This is a genomic window from Pseudomonas sp. Pse79 (assembly GCF_024519615.1).
GTDB lineage: Bacteria > Pseudomonadota > Gammaproteobacteria > Pseudomonadales > Pseudomonadaceae > Aquipseudomonas > Aquipseudomonas veronii.
On sequence record NZ_JALJRR010000009.1, the window covers coordinates 175,693 to 196,644 of the forward strand.

The window sequence follows — 20,952 nt, forward strand, 5'->3', positions numbered from 1 at the left end:
CGCTGCCCCTGTTGCACGCCTGAAAGACAGATAAGACCTGATTACCATGGCCCTACTGCAGATCGCCGAACCCGGCCAAAGTCCTCAACCGCACCAGCGTCGCCTGGCGGTCGGGATTGACTTGGGCACCACCAATTCCCTGGTCGCCGCCTTGCGCAGCGGCCTGTCCGAGCCGTTGCCCGATGCTGATGGCCAGGTGATCCTGCCGTCGGCGGTGCGCTATCACGCCGATCGCACCGAAGTCGGTGAGTCGGCCAAGTTGGCGGCGTCCACCGACCCGTTGAACACCGTGCTGTCGGTCAAGCGCTTGATGGGTCGTGGGTTGTCCGACGTCAAGCAATTGGGCGATCAACTGCCGTACCGCTTTGTCGGCGGCGAGTCGCACATGCCGTTCATCGACACCGTCCAGGGCCCGAAAAGCCCGGTGGAAGTGTCGGCCGATATCCTCAAGGTGCTGCGCCAGCGCGCAGAGACCACCCTGGGCGGCGAACTGGTGGGGGCGGTGATCACCGTGCCGGCGTATTTCGACGACGCCCAGCGCCAGGCGACCAAGGACGCGGCGAAACTCGCCGGCCTGAACGTGCTGCGCCTGCTCAATGAGCCGACCGCGGCCGCCGTGGCCTATGGCCTCGACCAGCAGGCCGAAGGCCTGGTCGCCATTTACGACCTGGGCGGCGGTACCTTTGATATTTCGATCCTGCGCCTGACCGGCGGGGTCTTCGAGGTGTTGGCCACCGGCGGCGATACTGCCCTGGGCGGCGATGACTTCGACCATGCGATCGCGCGCTGGATCATCAGCAGTGCCGGTTTGTCCGATGACCTGGACCCGGGCGAGCAGCGCCATCTGCTGCAAACCGCCTGCGCCGCCAAAGAAGCCCTGACTGACGCGGCCTCTGTTGACGTTTCCTACGGCAATTGGTCGGCCAAACTGACCCGCGAAGCCTTCGATGCGCTGATCGAGCCGATGGTCGCCCGCAGCCTCAAAGCCTGTCGCCGCGCCGTGCGTGACTCCGGCGTAGAGCTCGAAGACGTGGCTGCCGTGGTCATGGTCGGTGGTTCGACCCGCGTGCCGCGCGTGCGCGAAGCCGTTGCCGAAGCGTTCGGTCGTCAGCCGCTGACAGAAATCGACCCGGATCAAGTGGTGGCCATTGGTGCCGCGATCCAGGCCGATACCCTGGCGGGCAACAAGCGCGACGGTGGCGAACTGTTGCTGCTCGACGTGATTCCGCTGTCCCTGGGTCTGGAAACCATGGGTGGCCTGATGGAGAAGGTGATTCCGCGCAACACCACCATCCCCGTCGCCCGCGCCCAGGATTTCACCACCTACAAAGACGGCCAGACGGCCATGATGATTCATGTGCTGCAGGGCGAGCGCGAGCTGATCAGCGACTGCCGCTCCCTGGCGCGCTTCGAATTGCGCGGTATCCCGGCGATGGTCGCGGGCGCGGCGAAGATTCGCGTGACCTTCCAGGTCGACGCCGATGGCCTGCTCAGTGTGGCTGCGCGTGAATTGGGCTCGGGCGTTGAGGCCAGCATCCAAGTCAAGCCGTCCTACGGCCTGACCGACGGCGAAATCGCCAAGATGCTCAAGGATTCGTTCCAGTATGCCAGTGACGACAAGGTCGCCCGCGTGCTGCGCGAGCAGCAAGTCGATGCCCAGCGCCTGCTCGAAGCGGTGCAGGGTGCCCTGGATGTCGACGGCGAACGCCTGTTGGATGCCGAAGAGCGCATGGTCATCGACCTGCAGATGCAGGAACTCGCCGAATTGATGAAAGGCTCCGATGGCTATGCCATCGAGCAGCAGACCAAGCGCCTGTCGCAAGTGACCGATGCCTTCGCTGCCCGCCGCATGAACCAGACGGTAAAAGCCGCCCTGGCGGGCCGCAACCTGAATGAAATTGAGGAATAATTGATGCCGCAGGTCATTTTTCTGCCACACGCCGAGCATTGCCCGGACGGTATGGTCGTGGAGGCTGAGACCGGCAAGTCCATCCTCGAAGTTGCCCATGAAAACCACATCGAGATCGAAAGTGCCTGCGGCGGTGTCTGCGCTTGCACCACTTGTCACTGCATCATTCGCGAGGGTTTCGACTCTCTGGAAGAAGCTGACGAGTTGGAAGAAGACTATCTTGACCGTGCCTGGGGCCTGGAGCCGACTTCTCGCCTAAGCTGTCAGGCCAAGGTCGGGACCGAAGACGTCACCGTCGAAATTCCGAAATATTCGCTCAACCATGCGGCCGAAGCGCCGCATTGATTCAAGGAAGTGTCATGAGTCTTAAATGGGTTGATGTGCAAGAGATCGCTATCCTGTTGGCCGATGGCAATCCGGATATGGATCCCTACTCGCTGAACTTTGTCGCTTTGCGTGACATGGTCATGGCTTTGCCTGGGTTTGACGATGAGCGCGACCGCGGCGGTGAAAAGGTCCTGGAAGCCATCCAGACTGCCTGGAAAGAAGAACAGGACTGACGCCTCCTTTACGCAGTTAGGCAATACCCAAGAACCCGCGTATAATTCGCGGGTTTAATTTTTCGCAAATTACCGTTTCTGGAGTTACACCATGGCTGTTCAACGTACTTTCTCCATCATCAAGCCTGACGCTGTTGCAAAAAACGTCATCGGCGAGATCACCACTCGTTTCGAAAAAGCCGGCCTGAAGGTTGTAGCCTCGAAACTCAAGCAACTGTCCAAGGCTGAAGCTGAAGGCTTCTACGCTGAGCACAGCGCTCGTGGCTTCTTCGGCGACCTGGTTGCCTTCATGATCTCCGGTCCTGTTGTCGTTCAGGTTCTGGAAGGCGAAAACGCTATCGCTCTGAACCGTGAGCTGATGGGCGCTACCAACCCTAAAGAAGCAGCTGCCGGCACCATCCGTGCTGATTTCGCTGATTCCATCGACGCCAACGCTGTACACGGTTCGGACTCCGAAGCCGCTGCTGCCCGCGAAATTTCGTACTTCTTCGCAGCTACTGAAGTAACCACTCGCTAAGCATCGGCTTAAGAGTGAAGGTGAATCCATGACTACATCGACTGTAAAAACCAACCTGCTGGGTCTGACTCAACAGGAAATGGAAAAATTCTTCGACTCGATCGGGGAGAAGCGTTTCCGTGCCGGTCAGGTAATGAAATGGATTCACCACTTTGGCGTCGATGATTTCGACGCCATGACGAACGTCAGCAAGGCCCTGCGCGACAAGCTCAAGGCTATTGCCGAGGTCCGTGGTCCCGAAGTTGTCAGCGAGGACATCTCCAGCGACGGCACCCGTAAGTGGGTGGTGCGCGTGGCGTCCGGCAGCTGCGTCGAGACCGTCTACATTCCCCAGGGCAAACGTGGCACCTTGTGCGTTTCGTCCCAGGCAGGCTGTGCCCTGGACTGCAGTTTCTGCTCCACCGGCAAGCAAGGCTTCAATAGCAACCTCACCGCCGCCGAAGTCATCGGCCAGGTGTGGATTGCCAACAAATCCTTTGGCAGCGTCCCGGCGACCGTCGACCGTGCCATCACCAACGTGGTGATGATGGGCATGGGTGAGCCGCTGCTGAACTTCGACAACGTGATCGCGGCCATGCACCTGATGATGGACGACCTGGGTTACGGCATCTCCAAGCGCCGTGTGACCCTGTCGACCTCCGGCGTGGTGCCGATGATCGATGAGCTGTCCAAGCACATCGACGTCTCCCTGGCGTTGTCGCTGCACGCACCCAATGACGCATTGCGTAACCAATTGGTGCCGATCAACAAGAAGTATCCGCTTAAGATGCTGCTTGAATCTTGCCAGCGCTACATGTCGTCCCTGGGCGAAAAGCGCGTGCTGACCATCGAGTACACCTTGCTCAAGGACATCAACGACAAGGTCGAACACGCGGTCGAGATGATCGAGTTGCTCAAGAACATCCCGTGCAAGATCAACCTGATTCCGTTCAACCCGTTTCCCCATTCTGGCTACGAGCGGCCGAGCAACAACGCCATCCGCCGTTTCCAGGATCAACTGCACCAGGCCGGCTTCAACGTCACCGTGCGTACCACCCGTGGTGAAGACATCGATGCCGCCTGTGGCCAATTGGTAGGACAGGTGCTGGATCGCACCCGTCGCAGCGAACGTTATATCGCCGTGCGCGAACTGAGCGCCGCCGACGATGTGCCGCAAAGCGCCGCGACTCGAACCTGAGAGAGGATCTCTATGCCCTTGCGCCTTGCGCTGCTTTTGCTTGTTACCGGTCTCGCGACCGGTTGTGTTTCATCGGGCTATGACAGCCCTTTGCAAACCGGCAAGGGCCGCGAAGAGGCGCGAGTGGCTTATGTGCAACTGGGCTTGGGTTACCTGCGCCAGGGCATGAGCGAGCAGGCCAAGGTGCCGTTGAAAAAGGCCCTTGAACTGGACGGCGACGATGCCGAGGCCAATGGCGCACTCGCCCTGGTGTTCCAGGCCCAGGCCGAGCCTGAGTTGGCCGAGCAGTATTTCAGCAAGGCCCTGGCTTCCCGTCCTGCCGATCCCCGGTTGCTGAACAACTACGGCAGCTTCCTGTTCGAGCAGAAACGCTATGACCAGGCTTCCCGTTATTTCCAGCAAGCCAGCGCCGATACCCTCTACCCAGAGCGGTCGCGCGTGTTCGAGAACCTTGGGGTGGCCTCCAAGCGTCTCGGCCAGCGTGACATCGCGCGCCAACACCTGGAAAAAGCCCTGCACCTGAACAGTCGCCAGCCTCGCGCTTTGCTCGAAATGGCTGAGTTGTCTTACGAAGACAGGCATTATGTGCCGGCACGTGACTATTACGAACGTTTTAGCCTGCTCAGCGGGCAAAATGCACGTAGTCTATTGCTCGGTGTGCGCCTGGCGACGGTTCATGAAGAACGCGACACGGCCGCACGTTATGGCCAGCAACTCGAACGACTCTATCCCGGTACGCCGGAATATCAGCAATACCTGTCGGAGCAATGATGAAAGCGGCGCACCCGGAAGTTGTAGCAGCTAATCGCGTAAACCCAGGCGACACCTTGCGTCAGGCCCGCGAAAGCAATGGTTGGTCGCTGGCGGAAGTGGCCCTCAAGCTCAATTTGACCACCACGTCACTGGGCAATCTGGAAGCCGGCGCGTTCGACAAGCTGCCTGGGCATACCTTCGCCCGCGGCTATATCCGCGCCTACGCCAAATTGTTGGGTATCGACCAGGCCATCTTGGTCCAGCAATTCGACCAGGTCACCGGCACCGACTCCCAGGGCAGCAACGTCCATGGCCTGGGGCGCATCGAAGAGCCGGTGCGGGTGTCCCACACGATCCTGCGTATCGTCAGCCTGTTGCTGCTGATCGCCGTGATTGGTGGCGGTTTCGTCTGGTGGCAGGACCAGGCCTCCCAGCGCACCAAGGACCTGACCAGCAACGCCATGGAGCACGTCGAAGTCGAAAGCGCCGACGGCACCACGCAGATTCACCCGTTGGACGAGCCGGAAGACCAGGCTGTCGCCGAAGGCCAGGCTGCGCCCGAAGCGCCAGTGACGGCCGAGCAACCCGCGGCGGAATCGGCCCCGGCGGCCACCACTGCTGCGGTGCCGGCTCCAGCCGTACCGGCGCACGCCCCGGTCGTACCGGCTGCACCGGCGCACACTCCGGCGGCGCCTGTGGCGCAAGCCACCGCCCCGGTCGCTCCCGTGCAGGCGCCAGCGCCTGCCGCCGCCCCGACGGCCCCCGCGATTTCGCCGCCGACCACTCCCGCGTTGATCGCCGGTGACGGGCACGTACAAATTACCTTCGTTGCTGACTGCTGGACGCAACTCAGCGATGGCAATGGCAAAGTGCTGTTTAGCGGTCTGAAGCGTAAGGGAGATACGCTCGACCAGGGCGGCAAGCCTCCTTTGACGCTGCGTCTGGGCTTTGCCCGTGGCGCGCAAGTGGCCTACAACGGCCAGCCTGTCGACGTAGCGCCGTTCACCAGTGGCGAAACTGCTCGCCTGAAGTTGGGACAATAGTCATGCACGGCGAATCTCCAATCAAACGTCGCGTATCGCGCAAGATCTGGGTCGGCTCGGTGCCGGTGGGTGGCGACGCCCCCATCGCGGTACAGAGCATGACCAACAGCGACACCAACGATGTCGCTGCCACCGTCGCCCAGATCAACCGTCTGGAAGCCGCCGGTGTCGACATCGTGCGGGTTTCCGTACCGGATATGGATGCCGCCGAAGCCTTCGGCCGCATCAAGCAACTGGTCAAGGTGCCGCTGGTTGCCGACATCCACTTCGACTACCGGATCGCTTTGCGCGTGGCCGAACTGGGCGTCGATTGCCTGCGCATCAACCCGGGCAACATCGGTCGCGAAGACCGTGTGCGCGCAGTGGTGGATGCTGCCCGTGATCGCGGGATTCCGATCCGCATCGGCGTCAACGCCGGTTCCCTGGAAAAAGACCTGCAAAAAAAATACGGCGAGCCGACCCCGGCCGCGCTGGTTGAATCGGCGCTGCGCCACGTTGAACACCTTGAGCGTCTGAACTTCCAGGACTTCAAGGTCAGCGTAAAGGCCTCCGACGTGTTCATGGCGGTAGAAGCCTACCGCCTGCTGGCCAAGGAAATCGTGCAGCCGCTGCACCTGGGTATCACTGAAGCGGGCGGTTTGCGCTCAGGCACAGTGAAATCTGCGGTGGGTCTCGGTATGCTGCTCGCCGAAGGGATTGGCGATACTATCCGCATCTCCCTGGCGGCAGACCCGGTAGAGGAAGTGAAGGTCGGTTACGACATTCTCAAATCCCTGCATTTGCGTTCCCGTGGCATCAACTTCATTGCCTGCCCGAGCTGCTCGCGGCAGAACTTCGACGTGGTGAAAACCATGAACGAACTGGAAGGGCGCCTCGAAGACCTGCTGGTGCCGCTGGATGTCGCGGTGATCGGTTGTGTGGTCAACGGGCCGGGTGAAGCCAAGGAAGCCCATATCGGCTTGACCGGCGGCACGCCGAACCTGATTTACATCGACGGCAAGCCGTCGCAGAAACTGACGAATGACAATCTGGTGGATGAGCTCGAAAGACTGATCCGCCAGAAAGCGGCCGAAAAGGTCGAGGCTGACGCTGCAGTTATCGCGCGCGGCTGATCCAGCGAATTTAAGGAATAGATGTGAGCAAGTCTCTGCAAGCCATTCGTGGCATGAACGACATCCTTCCGGAGCAGACGCCGCTGTGGCGCTACTTCGAGAACACCGTTGCGCGTCTGCTGGATAACTACGGTTACAAACAGATCCGTATGCCGATCGTCGAGTTCACCGAGCTGTTCAAGCGCTCCATCGGTGAAGTGACCGACATCGTTGAAAAAGAGATGTACACCTTCGAAGACCGCAACGGTGATTCCCTGACCTTGCGTCCGGAAGGCACCGCCGCGTGCGTGCGCGCCGTGCTCGAGCATGGCCTCACCGGCGGTGGCCAGCCGCAGAAGCTGTGGTACATCGGGCCGATGTTCCGCCACGAGCGCCCGCAGAAAGGCCGTTATCGCCAGTTCCACCAGATCGGCCTGGAAGTGTTCAACCTCGACGGTCCGGACATCGACGCCGAACTGATCGTGCTGACCTGGCGCCTGTGGGGCCTGCTGGGCATCCGCGATGCGGTCAAGCTTGAACTCAACAGCCTGGGCACCAGTGAGTCCCGGGGCCGCTATCGCGTCGCCCTGGTCGAGTACCTGTCTGCCCACCTGGACAAGTTGGACGAAGACAGCCAGCGCCGTCTGAAAACCAACCCGTTGCGCGTCCTCGATACCAAGAACGCCGACACGCAGGCCGTGCTGGTCAATGCGCCGAAGATGGCCGATTACCTGGACGACGAATCCCGCACCCACTTCGAGGGGCTCAAGGCGCGCCTGGAAGCCGCCGGGATTCCTTACGTGATCAACCCGAAACTGGTGCGCGGCCTCGATTACTACAGCAAGACCGTGTTCGAGTGGGTCACCGACAAGCTCGGCGCCCAGGGCACCGTGTGTGCCGGTGGCCGTTATGATGGCCTGGTCGAGCAGATGGGCGGCAAGCCGACTCCCGGCGTGGGTTTTGCCATGGGTATCGAGCGCCTGATCCTGCTGCTGGAAACCCTGGAACAGGTTCCGGAAGAAATCTCCCGTCAGGTGGATGTGTACCTGTGCGCATTTGGCGAGGCCGCCGAACTGGCTGCCCTGGCCCTGAGCGAAAAAGTGCGCGACCAGTTGCCGAACCTGCGCCTGCAGATCAATGCCGGCGCCGGCAGCTTCAAGAGCCAGTTCAAGAAGGCCGACAAGAGCGGTGCGCTGTACGCACTGATCCTCGGCGATGACGAATTGGCCCAGCAAGTGATAGGTTTCAAACCCCTGCGTGGCCAGGGCGAGCAACAGAACATTGCCTTTGATGCGCTCGCCGCGCACTTGGCCACCTGCGTCGTGCAGGGTTGAAGCTGTCGAACAGCCGAATTTAGCGATTAAGGAGTGTTGGGGTGTCGAGTACTGATGATGAGCAGCTGGCCGAGTTCAAGGACTGGTGGCAGCGTAACGGCAAGCCCCTGGTTACCGGCGGCCTGCTGGCTTTAGTGGTGGTGTTCGGCTGGCAAGCCTGGCACAAGTATCAGGCCAACCAGTCCCAGGGCGCCTCGATCCTCTATCAGCAATTGCTGGAAAGCACGCTGACGCCGAGCGGCAAGCCCGATCCTGCGCAAGTGGCAGACCTGGCCGGTAAGCTCAAGAGCGAATTTGGCGGTAGCACCTACGCCCAATACGGCAGCCTGTTCGTCGCGAAAGTCGCGGTCGACACCGGCAAGCTGGATGACGCCGTCGCCGAACTGAAGGCCATCGCCGACAAGCCGACCAACCCGACCCTGGGTGAAATCGCACGTCAGCGCCTGGCTCAGGTATTGGCGGCACAGAACAAGGCCGACGAAGCACTCAAACTGCTCGACGGCGACGCTGACAAGGCATTTGTAGCCACTCGCGAAGAGCTCAAGGGTGACCTGTTGGTCCAATTGGGTCGTACCGACGAAGCCAATGCTGCGTACAAAAAAGCCAAGGCGGCGCTGTCTGATGAAGCGGCGGTCGGTGGCTTACAAATCAAGCTCGACGACTTGGCCAAAGGGGATGCGTGACGTGATCCGTTGGAAACATGCAGCATTGCTGGCTCTGGCCGTTCTGGCCGCGGGTTGCAGCAGCAACAGTAAAAAAGAACTGCCTCCGGCCGAGCTGACCAGCTTCAAGGAAGAAGTGGTCCTGCAAAAGCAGTGGAGCCGCTCCATCGGTGACGGTCAGGGCGAAACCTACAACATGTTGGTACCGGCAATCGACGGTGACAACATTGTGGCCGCTGACGTGACCGGCGTGGTGATCTCCATGGATCGCATGAACGGCGACGTGAAGTGGAAGAAAGACCTCGAACTGCCTGTATCCGGCGCCGTTGGCGTGGGTTACGGCATGGTCATGCTCGGCACGCTCAAGGGCGAAGTCGTGGCGCTGGACTCCAGCACCGGTGAAGAGAAATGGCGCGCTCGCGTGACCAGTGAAGTTCTCGCACCGCCTGCCACCAACGGCGACATCGTCGTGGTGCAAACCCAGGACGACCGTGTGATCGGCCTCGACGCCAGCACCGGCGCCCAGCGCTGGTTGTACGACAGCACCCCTGCGGTGCTGACCCTGCGCGGTACCAGTGGTCCGGTTGTGACCAATAATCTGGCCGTTGCGGGCCTGTCGACCGGTAAAGTGGTCGCCCTGAATACCCAGAACGGCGTGCCGATCTGGGAAACGCGTGTGGCGATCCCGCAAGGTCGTTCGGAACTGGATCGCGTCGTCGACATCGACGGTGGCTTGCTGCTGTCCGGCGAAACCCTCTACGTCGCTACCTACCAGGGCCGTGTCGCGGCACTGGACCTGCAAAGCGGCCGCGTCAACTGGCAGCGTGATGCTTCCAGCTACGCCGGTGTCGCCCAAGGGTTTGGCAGCGTCTACGTAAGCCTGTCGTCCGGCACCGTTGAAAGTGTCGACGAACGTTCCACCACTGCGCTGTGGAGCAACGACTCTCTGGCCCGCCGTCAACTGTCGGCACCGGAAGTGTTCTCCAGCTACGTAGCGGTAGGCGACTTCGAAGGCTACCTGCACCTGCTGAGCCAGGTAGACGGTCGCTTTGTGGGTCGCGAGCGCATCGACAGCGACGGCCTGCGTGCTCGTCCGCTGGTCGTGGGTAACATGCTTTATGTGTTTGGCAACAGCGGCAAGCTGGAAGCCCTGACCATCAAGTAAAGGTTTGACTATGCTTGGGGTTACCCCCAGGCGGCCCTGCTTCATTGCTTAATGTAGGAGCGAGCTTGCTCGCGAAGGACGTCAACGCTCACGCGGGTTTCTGGATAAACGCGGCGTCCTCAGGTTTTTCGCGAGCAAGCTCGCTCCTACAGGAACCAGTGTCGGGCAGGGTATGTGGCATTTCAAATGCCGCCCCGAGCACCAGCCGCTGCCTTGCAGCGGCTTTTGTATTTTCTGAAATAACGAAGTGGAGAGCCGCATGGTTCCCGTAATCGCCCTGGTGGGCCGACCTAACGTCGGCAAGTCCACCTTGTTCAACCGCCTGACCAGGACTCGCGACGCCATTGTCGGCGACTTGTCCGGTCTGACCCGTGATCGCCAATACGGTGAGGCAAAGTGGCAAGGGCGCTCCTACATTATTGTCGACACCGGTGGTATCTCCGGTGATGAGCATGGCATGGATGAAAAGATGGCCGAGCAGTCGCTGCTGGCCATTGAAGAAGCCGATGTCGTGTTGTTCCTGGTGGACGCCCGCGCGGGCTACACCGCTGCCGACCAGATGATCGGCGAGCACCTGCGCAAGCGCAACAAGCGTTCCTACGTGGTCGCCAACAAGATCGACAACATCGATCCTGAAATGGCCCGTGCCGAATTCAGCCCGATGGGCCTGGGCGACGCGATCCCGATCGCCGGTGCCCACGGTCGCGGCATCACCCAGATGTTGGAAATCGCCCTGCGCGACTTCCCTAAGGATGACGCCGAGGAAGAAGAGGGCGAAGAAGAGGTCGTCGCCGAAGGTGAGGAAGCCAAGCGCATTCCGGGCCCGAGCGAAAAAGACGGTATCAAGATCGCCATCATCGGCCGTCCCAACGTCGGCAAGTCGACCCTGGTCAACCGTATGCTCGGTGAAGACCGGGTCATCGTGTATGACCAGCCCGGCACTACTCGCGACAGTATCTACATCCCGTTCGAGCGTAACGACGAGAAGTACACGCTGATCGACACCGCCGGTGTGCGCAAGCGCGGCAAGATCCACGAGGAAGTTGAAAAGTTCTCCGTGGTGAAAACCCTGCAGGCGATCAAAGACGCCAACGTGGTGATCTTCGTGATGGACGCCCGCGAAGGCGTGGTGGACCACGACCTCAACCTGCTGGGCTTCGCCCTCGAGGCTGGTCGGGCGCTGGTGATCGCGATCAACAAGTGGGACGGCATGACGCCGAGCGAGCGCGATTTCGTCAAGATCGAACTGCAGCGTCGTCTGTTCTTCGTCGAGTTCGCCGATATCCACTTTATCTCGGCACTGCACGGTACCGGCGTGGGCAACCTCTACGCGTCCGTACAGAACTCGTTCAAGTCCGCGGTCACCCGCTGGCCGACCAACCGTCTGACCCAGATCCTCGAAGACGCGGTCGGCGAGCACGCACCGCCGATGGTCAACAACCGCCGGATCAAACTGCGTTACGCCCACTTGGGTGGTGCCAACCCGCCGATTATCGTGATCCACGGTAACCAGATCGAGAAGGTGCCTAAATCCTACGTGCGTTACCTGGAAAACACCTACCGCCGTGTCTTGAAGCTGGTCGGTACGCCGATCCGTATCGAGTTCAAGGGTGGCGAGAACCCATACGAAGGCAACAAGAACACATTGACTGACCGTCAGGTGAACAAGAAGCGTCGTTTGATGACTCACCACAAGAAGGCCGACAAGAAGCGCCGCGACAAGCGCTGATTCCGACCTCGCAAAAAGGGCTCTTTACGGGCCCTTTTTTGTGCGCGGTGGTTTGCGCCTTGACCCGATGCAGTTGGCAGCTTAAAACTTGGGGTTCACCTGCAGGGGCCTCCGATGATCAACAGCAAGCTGCCAAATGTCGGCACGACCATTTTCACCACCATGTCGCAACTCGCTGCCGAAACCGGCGCGCTCAACCTGTCCCAGGGCTTCCCTGACTTCAATGGCCCGCAGGGTTTGCTCGATGCCGTGGGCAAGCATGTCGCCAGCGGCCATAACCAATACGCACCGATGACCGGCCTGCCAGCCCTGCGCCAGCAAGTAGCGGCCAAGATCGCGCGCAGCTATGGCGCCACGGTCAGCCCCGACAGCGAAGTGACGATCACGCCCGGAGCCACGGCGGCGATCTTCTGCGCGATCCAGGCGGTGATCCGCAGCGGCGATGAGGTCATCGTGTTCGACCCGTGCTACGACAGCTATGAGCCTTCGGTCGAGTTGGCCGGCGGTCGCTGCGTGCATGTGCAACTGAACCTGGAAAACTTCAGCCTCGACTTTGAAAAGATCCAGGCGGCGTTGTCTGCGCGCACGCGCATGATCATCCTGAACACGCCGCATAACCCCACCGGCGCACTGATCAGCCGTGCCGAGCTGGACCTGTTGGCGGCCTTGATCCGCGACCGCGATATCTACCTGGTCAGCGATGAGGTCTACGAACATCTGGTGTTTGACGGTGTGCCTCATGTCAGCGTGCTGGCCCACGAAGAACTGTATCAACGTGCGTTCGTGGTCAGTTCCTTCGGCAAGACCTATCACGTCACCGGCTGGAAAACCGGCTACGTGGTCGCGCCACCGGCACTGACCATCGAATTGCGCAAGGTGCATCAATATGTCAACTTTTGCGGCGTGACCCCGCTGCAGTACGCGTTGGCAGACTTCATGGCCGAACACCCGGAACACGTCGAAGAACTGCCGGCCTTTTACCAGGCCAAGCGCGACCTGTTCTGCGACCTGTTGACGCCGTCGCGTTTCAGCTTTACCCGGGTCACCGGTACTTACTTCCAACTGGTGGATTATTCAGCGATTCGCCCAGACCTGGATGACGTCGCCATGTCGTTGTGGATGACCCGCGAGCATGGCGTAGCGACGATCCCGGTTTCGGTGTTCTACCAGCATCCACCCCAAGGCCAGCGCCTGGTGCGCCTGTGCTTTGCCAAACGCGAGGAGACGCTGCAACAAGCAGCTGAGAAACTATGCGTGATCTGAATGCACTACCCGACCTGAACATCGCCCTGGTCCAGACCAGCCTGGCCTGGCACAACCGCCAGGCCAACCTCGATCACTTCGAACTGTTGCTGGAACAGGCTCGTGGCGCTGACCTGATCATCCTGCCGGAGATGTTCACCACCGGTTTCTCCATGGACTCGGCCACCCAGGCCGAACCGGAAAATGGCCCGACCCATCGCTGGCTCCAGAGCCAGGCGGCGAAGTACAACGCGGTGATCACCGGCAGTGTGATCATCCAGGCCGCCGACGGCAGCCACCGCAACCGCCTGTTATGGGCGCGGCCGGATGGCGAGGTGCTGCATTACGACAAGCGCCACCTGTTCCGCATGGCCGGCGAGCACAATCACTACACGCCCGGCGAGCGCCAGGTGCTGTTCGAGATAAAGGGCTGGCGTATTCGCCCATTGATTTGCTACGACCTGCGCTTTCCGGTGTGGAGTCGTGACGCCCAGGATACCGACCTGCTGCTGTACACCGCCAACTGGCCGGGGGCGCGACGCCAGCATTGGAACCGGTTGCTGCCGGCGCGGGCGATCGAGAACCTGTGTTATGTGGCGGCGGTGAATCGGGTGGGTACCGACGGCAAAGGCTTCGCTTATACCGGGGATAGCCAGGTGCTGGACTTCCAGGGTGAGAGCCTGTTGAGTGCGGGGGAGGCGGACGGGGTGTTTACGGTGTGCCTCAAAGCGGATGAATTGGCGGCTTACCGCAGCAAATTTCCGGCGAACCTGGATGCCGATACTTTTCAGTTTGTCTGACAGACCGCTATCGCGGGCAAGCCCACTCCCACATTCGAGCCAAACACGGTCAAAATGTTGGAGTGGGCTTGCCCGCGATGAGGCCCCGACAGACCACACACATCCAAAGTCCAACAAAAAAGGCCCCTGAGTTCTCACCCAGGGGCCTTTTGCATGTCAGCGCTCAGTGTTTACGCCGCTTTCGCTTCCAAATGGCTCAGCGAGCGGTTCAGGGCGCTGAATACCGCCTTGAAGCTGGCCGTGGTGAAGTTTTCATCAATGCCCACGCCATGCACCGGACGCTCACCGTTCACTCGCAGCTCGATGTAGGCCGCAGCCTTGGCGTTGGTGCCGGCACCGATCGCGTGTTCGTTGTAGTCCATGATTTCCACGCCAATCGGCAGGCTGGCGACCAGGGCTTCGAGCGCACCGTTGCCCTTGCCGTGCCAGTGCAGGTTGGTTTCGCCCTGGCCTTTGCCCGAGACTTCCACTTCCACGGTGCTGTTACCGTTTTCTTCCTGCAGGCGATGGCTGACCAGCGCGTAGGGCGTGTTGGCTTGCAAGTATTCACGCTGCAACAGCGCGTGAATCTGCGAAGCGCTCATCTCCAGGCCCACGCGGTCGGTTTCGGCCTGAACCACTTGGCTGAACTCGATCTGCATGCGACGCGGCAAGCTGATGCCGTATTCCTGCTCCAGCAGGTAGGCGATGCCGCCTTTGCCCGACTGGCTGTTCACCCGGATCACCGCCTCGTAGCTGCGGCCGATGTCGGCCGGGTCGATCGGCAAGTACGGCACTTCCCACAGGGCGTCGGGTTTTTGCTGGGCGAAGCCCTTGCGGATTGCGTCCTGGTGGGAGCCGGAGAATGCGGTGTGTACCAGGTCGCCGACATACGGGTGACGTGGATGCACCTGGATCTGGTTGCATTCCTCGACCACTTTGCGCACGCCGTCGATGTCGGAGAAGTCCAGCTCAGGGTTCACGCCCTGGGTGTAGAGGTTCAACGCCACGTTGACCAGGTCGACGTTACCGGTACGCTCGCCGTTGCCGAACAGGCAGCCTTCGACACGGTCGGCGCCGGCCATCAGGCCCAATTCGGTGGCGGCTACACCGGTGCCACGGTCGTTGTGGGTGTGCAGGCTGATGATCACGCTGTCACGACGGTTGACATGACGACCGAACCACTCGATCTGGTCGGCATAGATGTTCGGCGTGGCGCATTCAACGGTGGCCGGCAGGTTGAGGATCATCTTGTGCTCGGGCGTCGGGTTCCACACCTCGATCACTGCGTCACACACTTCCTTGGCGAATTCCAGCTCGGTGGCGCTGAAGGTCTCTGGCGAGTATTCGAACGTCCACTGGGTTTCCGGCTGCTGGGCGGCGTATTTGACGAACAGTTTGGCCGCGTTGACCGCGATGGCCTTGATCCCGTCCTTGTCCTGGTTGAACACGATGCGACGGAAGGACGGCGAGGTAGCGTTGTACAGGTGGACGATGGCTTTTTTCGCGCCGCGCAGGGATTCGAAGGTGCGCTCGATCAAGTCTTCACGGCCCTGGGTCAGCACCTGGATGGTGGTGTCCTCGGGGATGTGGTTGCCTTCGATCAGGGTGCGGACGAAGTCGAAGTCGGTTTGCGAAGCGGCCGGGAACGAGGCTTCGATTTCCTTCACGCCGACGGCGACCAGGGTCTTCCAGAAGCGCAGTTTTTTCACTGCATCCATCGGTTCGATCAGCGACTGGTTGCCATCACGCAGGTCGGAGCTGCACCAGATCGGCGCGGTGGTGATGGTTTTCGACGGCCAGGTGCGGTCCGGAATATCGATGGTCGGAAACGCGCGGTACTTCGAAGACGGGTCTTTGAGCATGCTCATCGGGAAATCCTTTGGTGGAGGGGCCGAAAAAGGGCGGCCTGCCGGAAAATTGTTATGGGGTATAAAACAAGGGACGAGGCAGATCGATTCAGCCTGGCAGTCGTGCGCTGACAAGGCACAGGCTGCGGTGCTGGCGGAGCAAAATGAGTGTGTGAGAGGTTTTCATAAGTTCAACCCTAACCGCCGGGGTGAAAGATGGCAAGTAGTCCAGAAAAATTGAGATAAGTTCTTCTGTGGGCGTAGGAAACGAGATTTTATGCTTGGTAAATAGTCTGAGGCTGGTTTTAATTGCGCAGCCTTTATCGGCTGCGCAATCGAGTCGGTCAAGGTTGAAATGCGCCGATAAAGATCGCGGGATCCACCCGTGCATCGTTCAGGCTGACATTCCAGTGCATATGCGGCCCGGTCGCGCGACCCGTCGCGCCGACCTTGCCCACCACCGCGCCGCGTGCCAGTTGCTGGCCCGGGCTGACATCGATCTTCGACATATGGCAGAACATGCTGATAAAGCCCTGGCCGTGGTCGACGAACACGGTGTTGCCGTTGAAGAAGTAGTTGCCGGTCAGGATCACCTTGCCCGCCGCCGGGGTCTTGATCGGTGTGCCGGCGGGGACGGCGAAATCCAGGCCTGAATGCGGATTGCGTTCTTCGCCGTTGAAGAAGCGACGCACGCCGAACTTGCTCGACAGCGGCCCGTTGACCGGTTTGTCCAGCAGCAGGTTGCTTGGCAGGTTAGGGCTGAAACTGCGGTAAGCCTTGATCTGCACCGCCAGCTCGGCTTCGATGCGCTTGAGTTGCGCCGGGGCGGGGTTGACCTGGCTTTTGTTCTTCAGGGTGATGCGCTGTTCCGGGTACTGCTTGTAGCCGACGATAAACGGCAGGTTGCGCCCGCCGCTGCTGATGCGTTCGTTGCCCGGTTTGACCGTCAACGGAATGCCGACAATCGCCAGCCAGTTGGCCTGCTCCTTGACCACCAGGACCGGCTTGCCCTGGTAGGTGGCTTTCGGCGCGGCCGCCGCGGGGCCCAGGTCGACGACGGCCACACCGCCGGGCACCGGCTTGTTCAAGGCCCGGATGATGAAGCTGTCAGCGTGGGCGTTGACGGTCAGGCACAGCAGCATCAACAGGCTGAAAAAACGTGGCATCGATCAATCCAATAACGAAAGGGTGACGGGTGTCAGGTGGTTGTCTTCCACCCGCACTTGCAATTGGCCTTCACCGAGGCGCGCAGTCAGGCGCTGGCCGGTGTGGGTCTGCGCGGCATTGCGAATCGCCTGGCCGCGCTCGTCGAGCAGGATGCTGTAGCCGCGGCCGAGAGTCGCCAGCGGGCTGACCACTTGCAGCGTCTGCACCTGGCTTTGCAGTTGCAGGCGGCGCGCCTTGAGGCCTTCGCGCATGGCGCGGGGCAGGCGTTCGGCGAGGCTGTCCAGGCGTTGGCGCAGCAAGGCCAGTTGGCGCCCGGGGTGTTGGCCGGCGAGGCGGGTTTCCAGGCGGATCAAGCGTTCGCGGCGGGTATTGAGGCTGCGTTCGAAGGCGCGGCGCAGGCGCATGTCCAGGTCATCCAGGCGCTGGGCCTGTTGGCGCAGACGTTCGCCGGGGTGGCGCAGGCGGCGGGCCATGCCTTCGAGGCGCAGGCGGTCGTGGCTCAGCCGGTTGCGCATCAGCATCACCAGGCGGCGGTGCAGGCTGTCGACCTGGCGCACCAGGTTGCTGGCGTCCGGAGCCAGCAGTTCTGCAGCGGCAGATGGCGTCGGCGCGCGCACGTCGGCGACAAAGTCGCTGATCGACACATCAGTCTCATGGCCGATGGCGCTGACGATCGGCGTCACGCAAGCATCCACCGCCCGGGCCACGGCTTCTTCGTTGAAGCACCAGAGGTCTTCCAGCGAGCCGCCGCCACGGGCCAGGATCAATGCGTCGAAGCCACGCGCATCGGCCAGCTTCAGCGCGCGCACGATCTGCGCCACCGCTTCGCGGCCTTGTACGGCCGTGGGGATCAAGGTGAGTTGCACCTGCGGCGCGCGGCGGCGGAACACGCTGATGATGTCGCGGATCACCGCGCCGGTCGGCGAGCTGATAATGCCGATTCGCTGCGGATGGGCCGGCAACGCCACCTTGCGGTCGGCGCTGAACAGGCCTTCAGCGCTGAGTTTTTCCTTCAGCGCATCGAAGGCCAGGCGCAGCGCGCCATCGCCGGCGGGCTCGACGGTGTCGAGGATCAGTTGATAGTCGCCACGGCCCTCGAACAGCGAGACCTTGCCGCGCACTTTCACCGCCAGGCCGTCCTTCAAGGCCTGGCGCACCCGCGCGGCGTTCTGCCGGAACAGCGCGCAACGCACTTGGGCGCCGCTGTCCTTGAGGGTGAAGTACACATGGCCGGAAGCCGGGCGGGCGAGGTTGGAGATCTCGCCTTCGACCCAGATATTGGTGAACACGTCTTCCAGCAACACCCGCGCACGGCCGTTGAGTTGGCTGACAGTCAGGACCTCGCGGTCCAGGCCCAGGCGGGCGAACGGATCTTTAATCATGGAAAGGGATCTTTAATCATGGGCGGCAGTTTATAGGCATTCGCGCAAGGTTTGGCAGAATTGCTCCACCAACGCGCTCGGTGTGTGCGGGCAGGCCAAGGCCACGGTACTCAGGCAGTCCGGGTCGGCCAGGGGTAAAAAATGCACGGCGGCCGGGGCGATGTCCTGCATCGATTTTGGTAACAAGGCAATACCGAAGCCGGCCTGGATCAACTGCAACTGCGTGGTCTTGCGCGACATGACCCGTGCAGCCTTGGGGAAAAATCCGGCACGCATGCACAACTCGGCCGACAGATAGCTCAGCCCGCCGCGCTGGGGGTGGGGGACCGAGATAAACGCTTCGTCCTTGAGTTGGGCCAATTCGACCGGTGCCTGGCAGCGGGCTAGCGCGTGGTTCGGCGGTACGGCCAGCAGTAACTGCTCACTGTATAAAGGCACCACACGCACGCCTTCGCGCTGGCGTAGCACCGGCAGGCGCAGTAGGCCGACGTCCAGGCGACCGTCGGCAATTTCTTCGAGTTGTGCTTCGGAGGACAGTTTGGCGATATCCATCGATACGCCGGGGCAGCGCTCCAGCCAGGTGCTGATGCCGCGCAGCAGCGCGCCGCTCATCGGCACGGTGCTCGAATGGCTCAAGCGCAGAGTGCCGACCTGGCCGTTACCCACTTGCGTCGCCATCTCGCTGGCCTTGTGCAGTTCACTCAGCAGGTTGCGCGCCCGCGGGTAGAAGGCTTCACCGGCGGCGGTCAGCCGAGGCTGGCGCGCGGTGCGTTCGAACAACGGGGTGTGCAGTTGGTTTTCCAGTTCTTTGATCTGCCGGCTCAGGGCCGATTGCGCGACAAACAGGCGCTCGGCGGCGGCGCTGAAGCTGCCGCTGTCGGCGATTTCGACGAAGTAGCGCAGTTGGCGGGTGGAAATCACACGTCATGCCTTTTCGAGATGGGTGGAGGGCTTTGAAGATATTAGTCGCAACTCTCACCGATGGCTAAAGTGATGGACATCTCTTTCAAGGAATTACCCATGAGCCCGCTTGAGCTGATGAGTCAGTGGTCGTTTGGCGGTACAGATTGGCTGGTGATCGGCCTGGGCGTTGCCGTGGCCTATATCGTGTTTGGCATCGCCGGGTTCGGTACGGCGCTGGTGGCGGGGCCGATCCTGCTTGTGTTCATGCCGCTGTCGAAGATCATCCCGCTGCTGGTGTTGCTGGATTTTATCGCGGCCTTCGGCAACCTGCTGCAATCGCGACGGGATGTGGACAAGCCGGAGCTGTTGCGACTGCTGCCGTGCATGGCGATCGGCTGCACCCTGGGCGTGGTGTTTTTGCTCAACCTGCATTCGGATCTGTTGCTGTTGTTGATGGGGCTGTTTATCAGCGCCTACGCGATTTACACCTTGGCGGTGAAGGCCCGGCCGGCGCAACTGGCGGCGGGCTGGGCGGTTCCCATGGGCACCGTCGGCGGTTTGTTCGGTGCGTTGTTCGGCAGTGGCGGCTTTCTATATGCGATCTACTTGAGCAGTCGTTTGCCCAAGGACGCTGCGCGCGCCACGCAAAGTGCGTTGATCAGTTGCAGCACCGTGGTGCGCCTGAGCCTGTTCCTGATCGCCGGGGTGTATGCCGACATGCCGCTGTTGCTGCTGGCGGTTTGCCTGCTGCCGGCGATGGCCCTGGGGTTGTGGTGTGGGCGGCGGCTGACGTTGCGCATGTCCCGTGAGGCGTTTGTGCGATTGGTCACGTGGCTGGTGCTGGCCAGTGGCATTGCCTTGATTGGGCGGTACCTGAGTACTTGACCTGTGTCGGGCAGGGATTAAGCTGCCTGCCTTCAGGGCTTCTTCGCGAGCAAGCCCGCTCCCACAGTCGATCGCATTGCAAGGTGGGAGCCGGGCTTGCCCGCGACGGCGCCAGACGTCATACCGCAGGGCTCCCATGAATTCCCAAAGCATCCTTGTCCCGAAAATCTCCACCTTGCCCGTCCACGAACCCCGTGCCCGGGCGATCGTGCGCTGGCTGGTGCGCAAGAACATCATCAAGGAAGAGCTGACCACCTGCGGGCGCACCGGCAACCGCATGGCCTACGCCCTGGCCGACGGCGCCCGCGCCGTGGTGCTGCACCCGGATGCGCTGCCGTTCAACGAACCCGTCAATGGCCTGGAAATCATCTACAAGCGTTGCATCTATACACCGGCCAAGGGTTTTCTCGAAGAAGCCGGCTGCCCGGAATGCCTCAAGGAAATCGGCGAGGCGCTGTTCGACAGCCTGGAAGAGTGGATGCCCGGCCACACCGACAACTTCACCTGCCCGCTGTGTGGGCATGAGGATGACATCAACGGTTTTCTGTTCCTGCAGGAATGTGGGTTTTCCAACCTCGGATTCATCTTCAACAACTGGGCGGAGGCGGGGTTCAAGCAGAGCTTTATCGACGAATTTGCCGATTGGTTGGACCAGAAGATCAGTTGGGTCAAAGTCGAGTTGTAGGCTGCAAGCTCAACCCTTTGTAGGAGCGAGCTGGCTCGCGAAAATCGTCAACGATAATCCGGGTAGTCTGGTTGAACGCGGTGTCTTGGTGTTCTTCGCGAGCAAGCTCGCTCCTACAG

The 20,952-nt window shown here is 61.1% G+C and carries 20 protein-coding genes; 16 read left to right on the forward strand and 4 right to left on the reverse strand.

What is annotated here, in order from left to right:
* Positions 1-46 precede the first annotated feature (46 nt).
* From hscA to NR164_RS14295, 14 genes are all read left to right on the forward strand, one after another.
* The gene (gene hscA / locus NR164_RS14230) at positions 47-1,909 is read left to right on the forward strand and encodes a Fe-S protein assembly chaperone HscA (protein WP_046382175.1); all 1,863 of its coding nucleotides are present in this window, start codon (positions 47-49) and stop codon (positions 1,907-1,909) included.
* Between the two features lie 3 nt (positions 1,910-1,912).
* Positions 1,913-2,254 (forward strand): ISC system 2Fe-2S type ferredoxin, encoded by a 342-nt coding sequence (gene fdx / locus NR164_RS14235; protein ID WP_079444638.1) that lies wholly within the window; start codon positions 1,913-1,915, stop codon positions 2,252-2,254.
* 14 nt (positions 2,255-2,268) lie between these two features.
* Positions 2,269-2,469 carry a Fe-S cluster assembly protein IscX gene (iscX, locus tag NR164_RS14240; protein WP_017846180.1) on the forward strand — a complete coding sequence of 67 codons (201 nt, stop codon included), beginning with the start codon at positions 2,269-2,271 and terminating at the stop codon, positions 2,467-2,469.
* Positions 2,470-2,560: 91 nt separating this feature from the next.
* Positions 2,561-2,986, forward strand: coding sequence for a nucleoside-diphosphate kinase (ndk, locus tag NR164_RS14245; protein WP_017846179.1), 426 nt, complete (start codon positions 2,561-2,563; stop codon positions 2,984-2,986).
* Between the two features lie 28 nt (positions 2,987-3,014).
* Complete coding sequence (gene rlmN, locus NR164_RS14250) at positions 3,015-4,163, forward strand: 23S rRNA (adenine(2503)-C(2))-methyltransferase RlmN (protein ID WP_046382177.1); 1,149 nt, start codon at positions 3,015-3,017, stop codon at positions 4,161-4,163.
* Positions 4,164-4,175: 12 nt separating this feature from the next.
* The gene (pilW, locus tag NR164_RS14255) at positions 4,176-4,934 is read left to right on the forward strand and encodes a type IV pilus biogenesis/stability protein PilW (RefSeq protein WP_046382178.1); all 759 of its coding nucleotides are present in this window, start codon (positions 4,176-4,178) and stop codon (positions 4,932-4,934) included.
* Positions 4,934-5,959, forward strand: a complete 1,026-nt coding sequence (locus NR164_RS14260) for a RodZ family helix-turn-helix domain-containing protein (protein ID WP_046382179.1) — start codon at positions 4,934-4,936, stop codon at positions 5,957-5,959. The genes pilW and NR164_RS14260 overlap by 1 nt, the downstream gene beginning before the upstream one ends.
* Positions 5,960-5,961: 2 nt before the next feature.
* Entirely contained in the window at positions 5,962-7,071 is a 1,110-nt protein-coding gene (gene ispG, locus NR164_RS14265; protein ID WP_017846175.1) for a flavodoxin-dependent (E)-4-hydroxy-3-methylbut-2-enyl-diphosphate synthase, read from the forward strand.
* 23 nt (positions 7,072-7,094) lie between these two features.
* On the forward strand, positions 7,095-8,384 hold the full coding sequence (hisS, locus tag NR164_RS14270) for a histidine--tRNA ligase (protein WP_017846174.1): 1,290 nt from the start codon (positions 7,095-7,097) through the stop codon (positions 8,382-8,384).
* 41 nt (positions 8,385-8,425) lie between these two features.
* The gene (locus NR164_RS14275; protein ID WP_046382180.1) at positions 8,426-9,067 is read left to right on the forward strand and encodes a YfgM family protein; all 642 of its coding nucleotides are present in this window, start codon (positions 8,426-8,428) and stop codon (positions 9,065-9,067) included.
* Positions 9,060-10,211 (forward strand): outer membrane protein assembly factor BamB, encoded by a 1,152-nt coding sequence (bamB, locus tag NR164_RS14280; RefSeq protein ID WP_017846172.1) that lies wholly within the window; start codon positions 9,060-9,062, stop codon positions 10,209-10,211. The genes NR164_RS14275 and bamB overlap by 8 nt, the downstream gene beginning before the upstream one ends.
* A 259-nt stretch (positions 10,212-10,470) precedes the next feature.
* A complete protein-coding gene (gene der, locus NR164_RS14285) occupies positions 10,471-11,940 on the forward strand; it encodes a ribosome biogenesis GTPase Der (protein WP_017846171.1) in 1,470 nt (489 codons plus the stop codon).
* A gap of 114 nt (positions 11,941-12,054) precedes the next feature.
* Positions 12,055-13,203: a pyridoxal phosphate-dependent aminotransferase gene (locus tag NR164_RS14290; protein WP_046382181.1), complete on the forward strand. Its 1,149-nt coding sequence runs from the start codon at positions 12,055-12,057 to the stop codon at positions 13,201-13,203.
* Positions 13,191-13,982: an amidohydrolase gene (locus NR164_RS14295; protein WP_017846169.1), complete on the forward strand. Its 792-nt coding sequence runs from the start codon at positions 13,191-13,193 to the stop codon at positions 13,980-13,982. The genes NR164_RS14290 and NR164_RS14295 overlap by 13 nt, the downstream gene beginning before the upstream one ends.
* A gap of 170 nt (positions 13,983-14,152) precedes the next feature.
* On the opposite strand, the gene leuA is transcribed toward NR164_RS14295, so the two are convergent.
* The 4 genes from leuA to NR164_RS14315 all read right to left on the reverse strand — a co-directional run bounded on the left by leuA (position 14,153) and on the right by NR164_RS14315 (position 19,281).
* Positions 14,153-15,832 carry a 2-isopropylmalate synthase gene (gene leuA / locus NR164_RS14300; protein ID WP_017846168.1) on the reverse strand — a complete coding sequence of 560 codons (1,680 nt, stop codon included), beginning with the start codon at positions 15,830-15,832 and terminating at the stop codon, positions 14,153-14,155.
* 323 nt (positions 15,833-16,155) lie between these two features.
* Entirely contained in the window at positions 16,156-16,977 is an 822-nt protein-coding gene (locus tag NR164_RS14305; RefSeq protein ID WP_046382182.1) for a M23 family metallopeptidase, read from the reverse strand.
* A gap of 3 nt (positions 16,978-16,980) precedes the next feature.
* The gene (gene xseA / locus NR164_RS14310; protein ID WP_017846166.1) at positions 16,981-18,360 is read right to left on the reverse strand and encodes an exodeoxyribonuclease VII large subunit; all 1,380 of its coding nucleotides are present in this window, start codon (positions 18,358-18,360) and stop codon (positions 16,981-16,983) included.
* A 30-nt stretch (positions 18,361-18,390) separates the two neighbouring features.
* Positions 18,391-19,281: a LysR family transcriptional regulator gene (locus NR164_RS14315; RefSeq protein ID WP_079444631.1), complete on the reverse strand. Its 891-nt coding sequence runs from the start codon at positions 19,279-19,281 to the stop codon at positions 18,391-18,393.
* A 99-nt stretch (positions 19,282-19,380) separates the two neighbouring features.
* Between NR164_RS14315 and NR164_RS14320 the strand changes: the two genes are divergently transcribed.
* Both NR164_RS14320 and NR164_RS14325 read left to right on the forward strand, forming a co-directional pair.
* A complete protein-coding gene (locus NR164_RS14320; RefSeq protein WP_177031648.1) occupies positions 19,381-20,148 on the forward strand; it encodes a sulfite exporter TauE/SafE family protein in 768 nt (255 codons plus the stop codon).
* Between the two features lie 136 nt (positions 20,149-20,284).
* Positions 20,285-20,833: a hypothetical protein gene (locus NR164_RS14325; protein WP_017846163.1), complete on the forward strand. Its 549-nt coding sequence runs from the start codon at positions 20,285-20,287 to the stop codon at positions 20,831-20,833.
* The last annotated feature ends 119 nt before the right edge of the window (positions 20,834-20,952 follow it).

Bases quoted from the DNA above. Each gene is read 5' to 3' on its own strand.
- bamB (WP_017846172.1), top strand. From the start codon at position 9,060: ATGCGTGACGTGATCCGTTGGAAACATGCAGCATTGCTGGCTCTGGCC.
- NR164_RS14320 (WP_177031648.1), top strand. From the start codon at position 19,381: ATGAGCCCGCTTGAGCTGATGAGTCAGTGGTCGTTTGGCGGTACAGAT.
- ispG (WP_017846175.1), top strand. From the start codon at position 5,962: ATGCACGGCGAATCTCCAATCAAACGTCGCGTATCGCGCAAGATCTGG.
- pilW (WP_046382178.1), top strand. From the start codon at position 4,176: ATGCCCTTGCGCCTTGCGCTGCTTTTGCTTGTTACCGGTCTCGCGACC.
- NR164_RS14295 (WP_017846169.1), top strand. From the start codon at position 13,191: ATGCGTGATCTGAATGCACTACCCGACCTGAACATCGCCCTGGTCCAG.
- der (WP_017846171.1), top strand. From the start codon at position 10,471: ATGGTTCCCGTAATCGCCCTGGTGGGCCGACCTAACGTCGGCAAGTCC.
- NR164_RS14325 (WP_017846163.1), top strand. From the start codon at position 20,285: ATGAATTCCCAAAGCATCCTTGTCCCGAAAATCTCCACCTTGCCCGTC.
- xseA (WP_017846166.1), bottom strand. From the start codon at position 18,360: ATGATTAAAGATCCGTTCGCCCGCCTGGGCCTGGACCGCGAGGTCCTG.
- NR164_RS14260 (WP_046382179.1), top strand. From the start codon at position 4,934: ATGAAAGCGGCGCACCCGGAAGTTGTAGCAGCTAATCGCGTAAACCCA.
- NR164_RS14305 (WP_046382182.1), bottom strand. From the start codon at position 16,977: ATGCCACGTTTTTTCAGCCTGTTGATGCTGCTGTGCCTGACCGTCAAC.
- NR164_RS14290 (WP_046382181.1), top strand. From the start codon at position 12,055: ATGATCAACAGCAAGCTGCCAAATGTCGGCACGACCATTTTCACCACC.
- hscA (WP_046382175.1), top strand. From the start codon at position 47: ATGGCCCTACTGCAGATCGCCGAACCCGGCCAAAGTCCTCAACCGCAC.
- iscX (WP_017846180.1), top strand. From the start codon at position 2,269: ATGAGTCTTAAATGGGTTGATGTGCAAGAGATCGCTATCCTGTTGGCC.
- ndk (WP_017846179.1), top strand. From the start codon at position 2,561: ATGGCTGTTCAACGTACTTTCTCCATCATCAAGCCTGACGCTGTTGCA.
- leuA (WP_017846168.1), bottom strand. From the start codon at position 15,832: ATGAGCATGCTCAAAGACCCGTCTTCGAAGTACCGCGCGTTTCCGACC.
- rlmN (WP_046382177.1), top strand. From the start codon at position 3,015: ATGACTACATCGACTGTAAAAACCAACCTGCTGGGTCTGACTCAACAG.
- fdx (WP_079444638.1), top strand. From the start codon at position 1,913: ATGCCGCAGGTCATTTTTCTGCCACACGCCGAGCATTGCCCGGACGGT.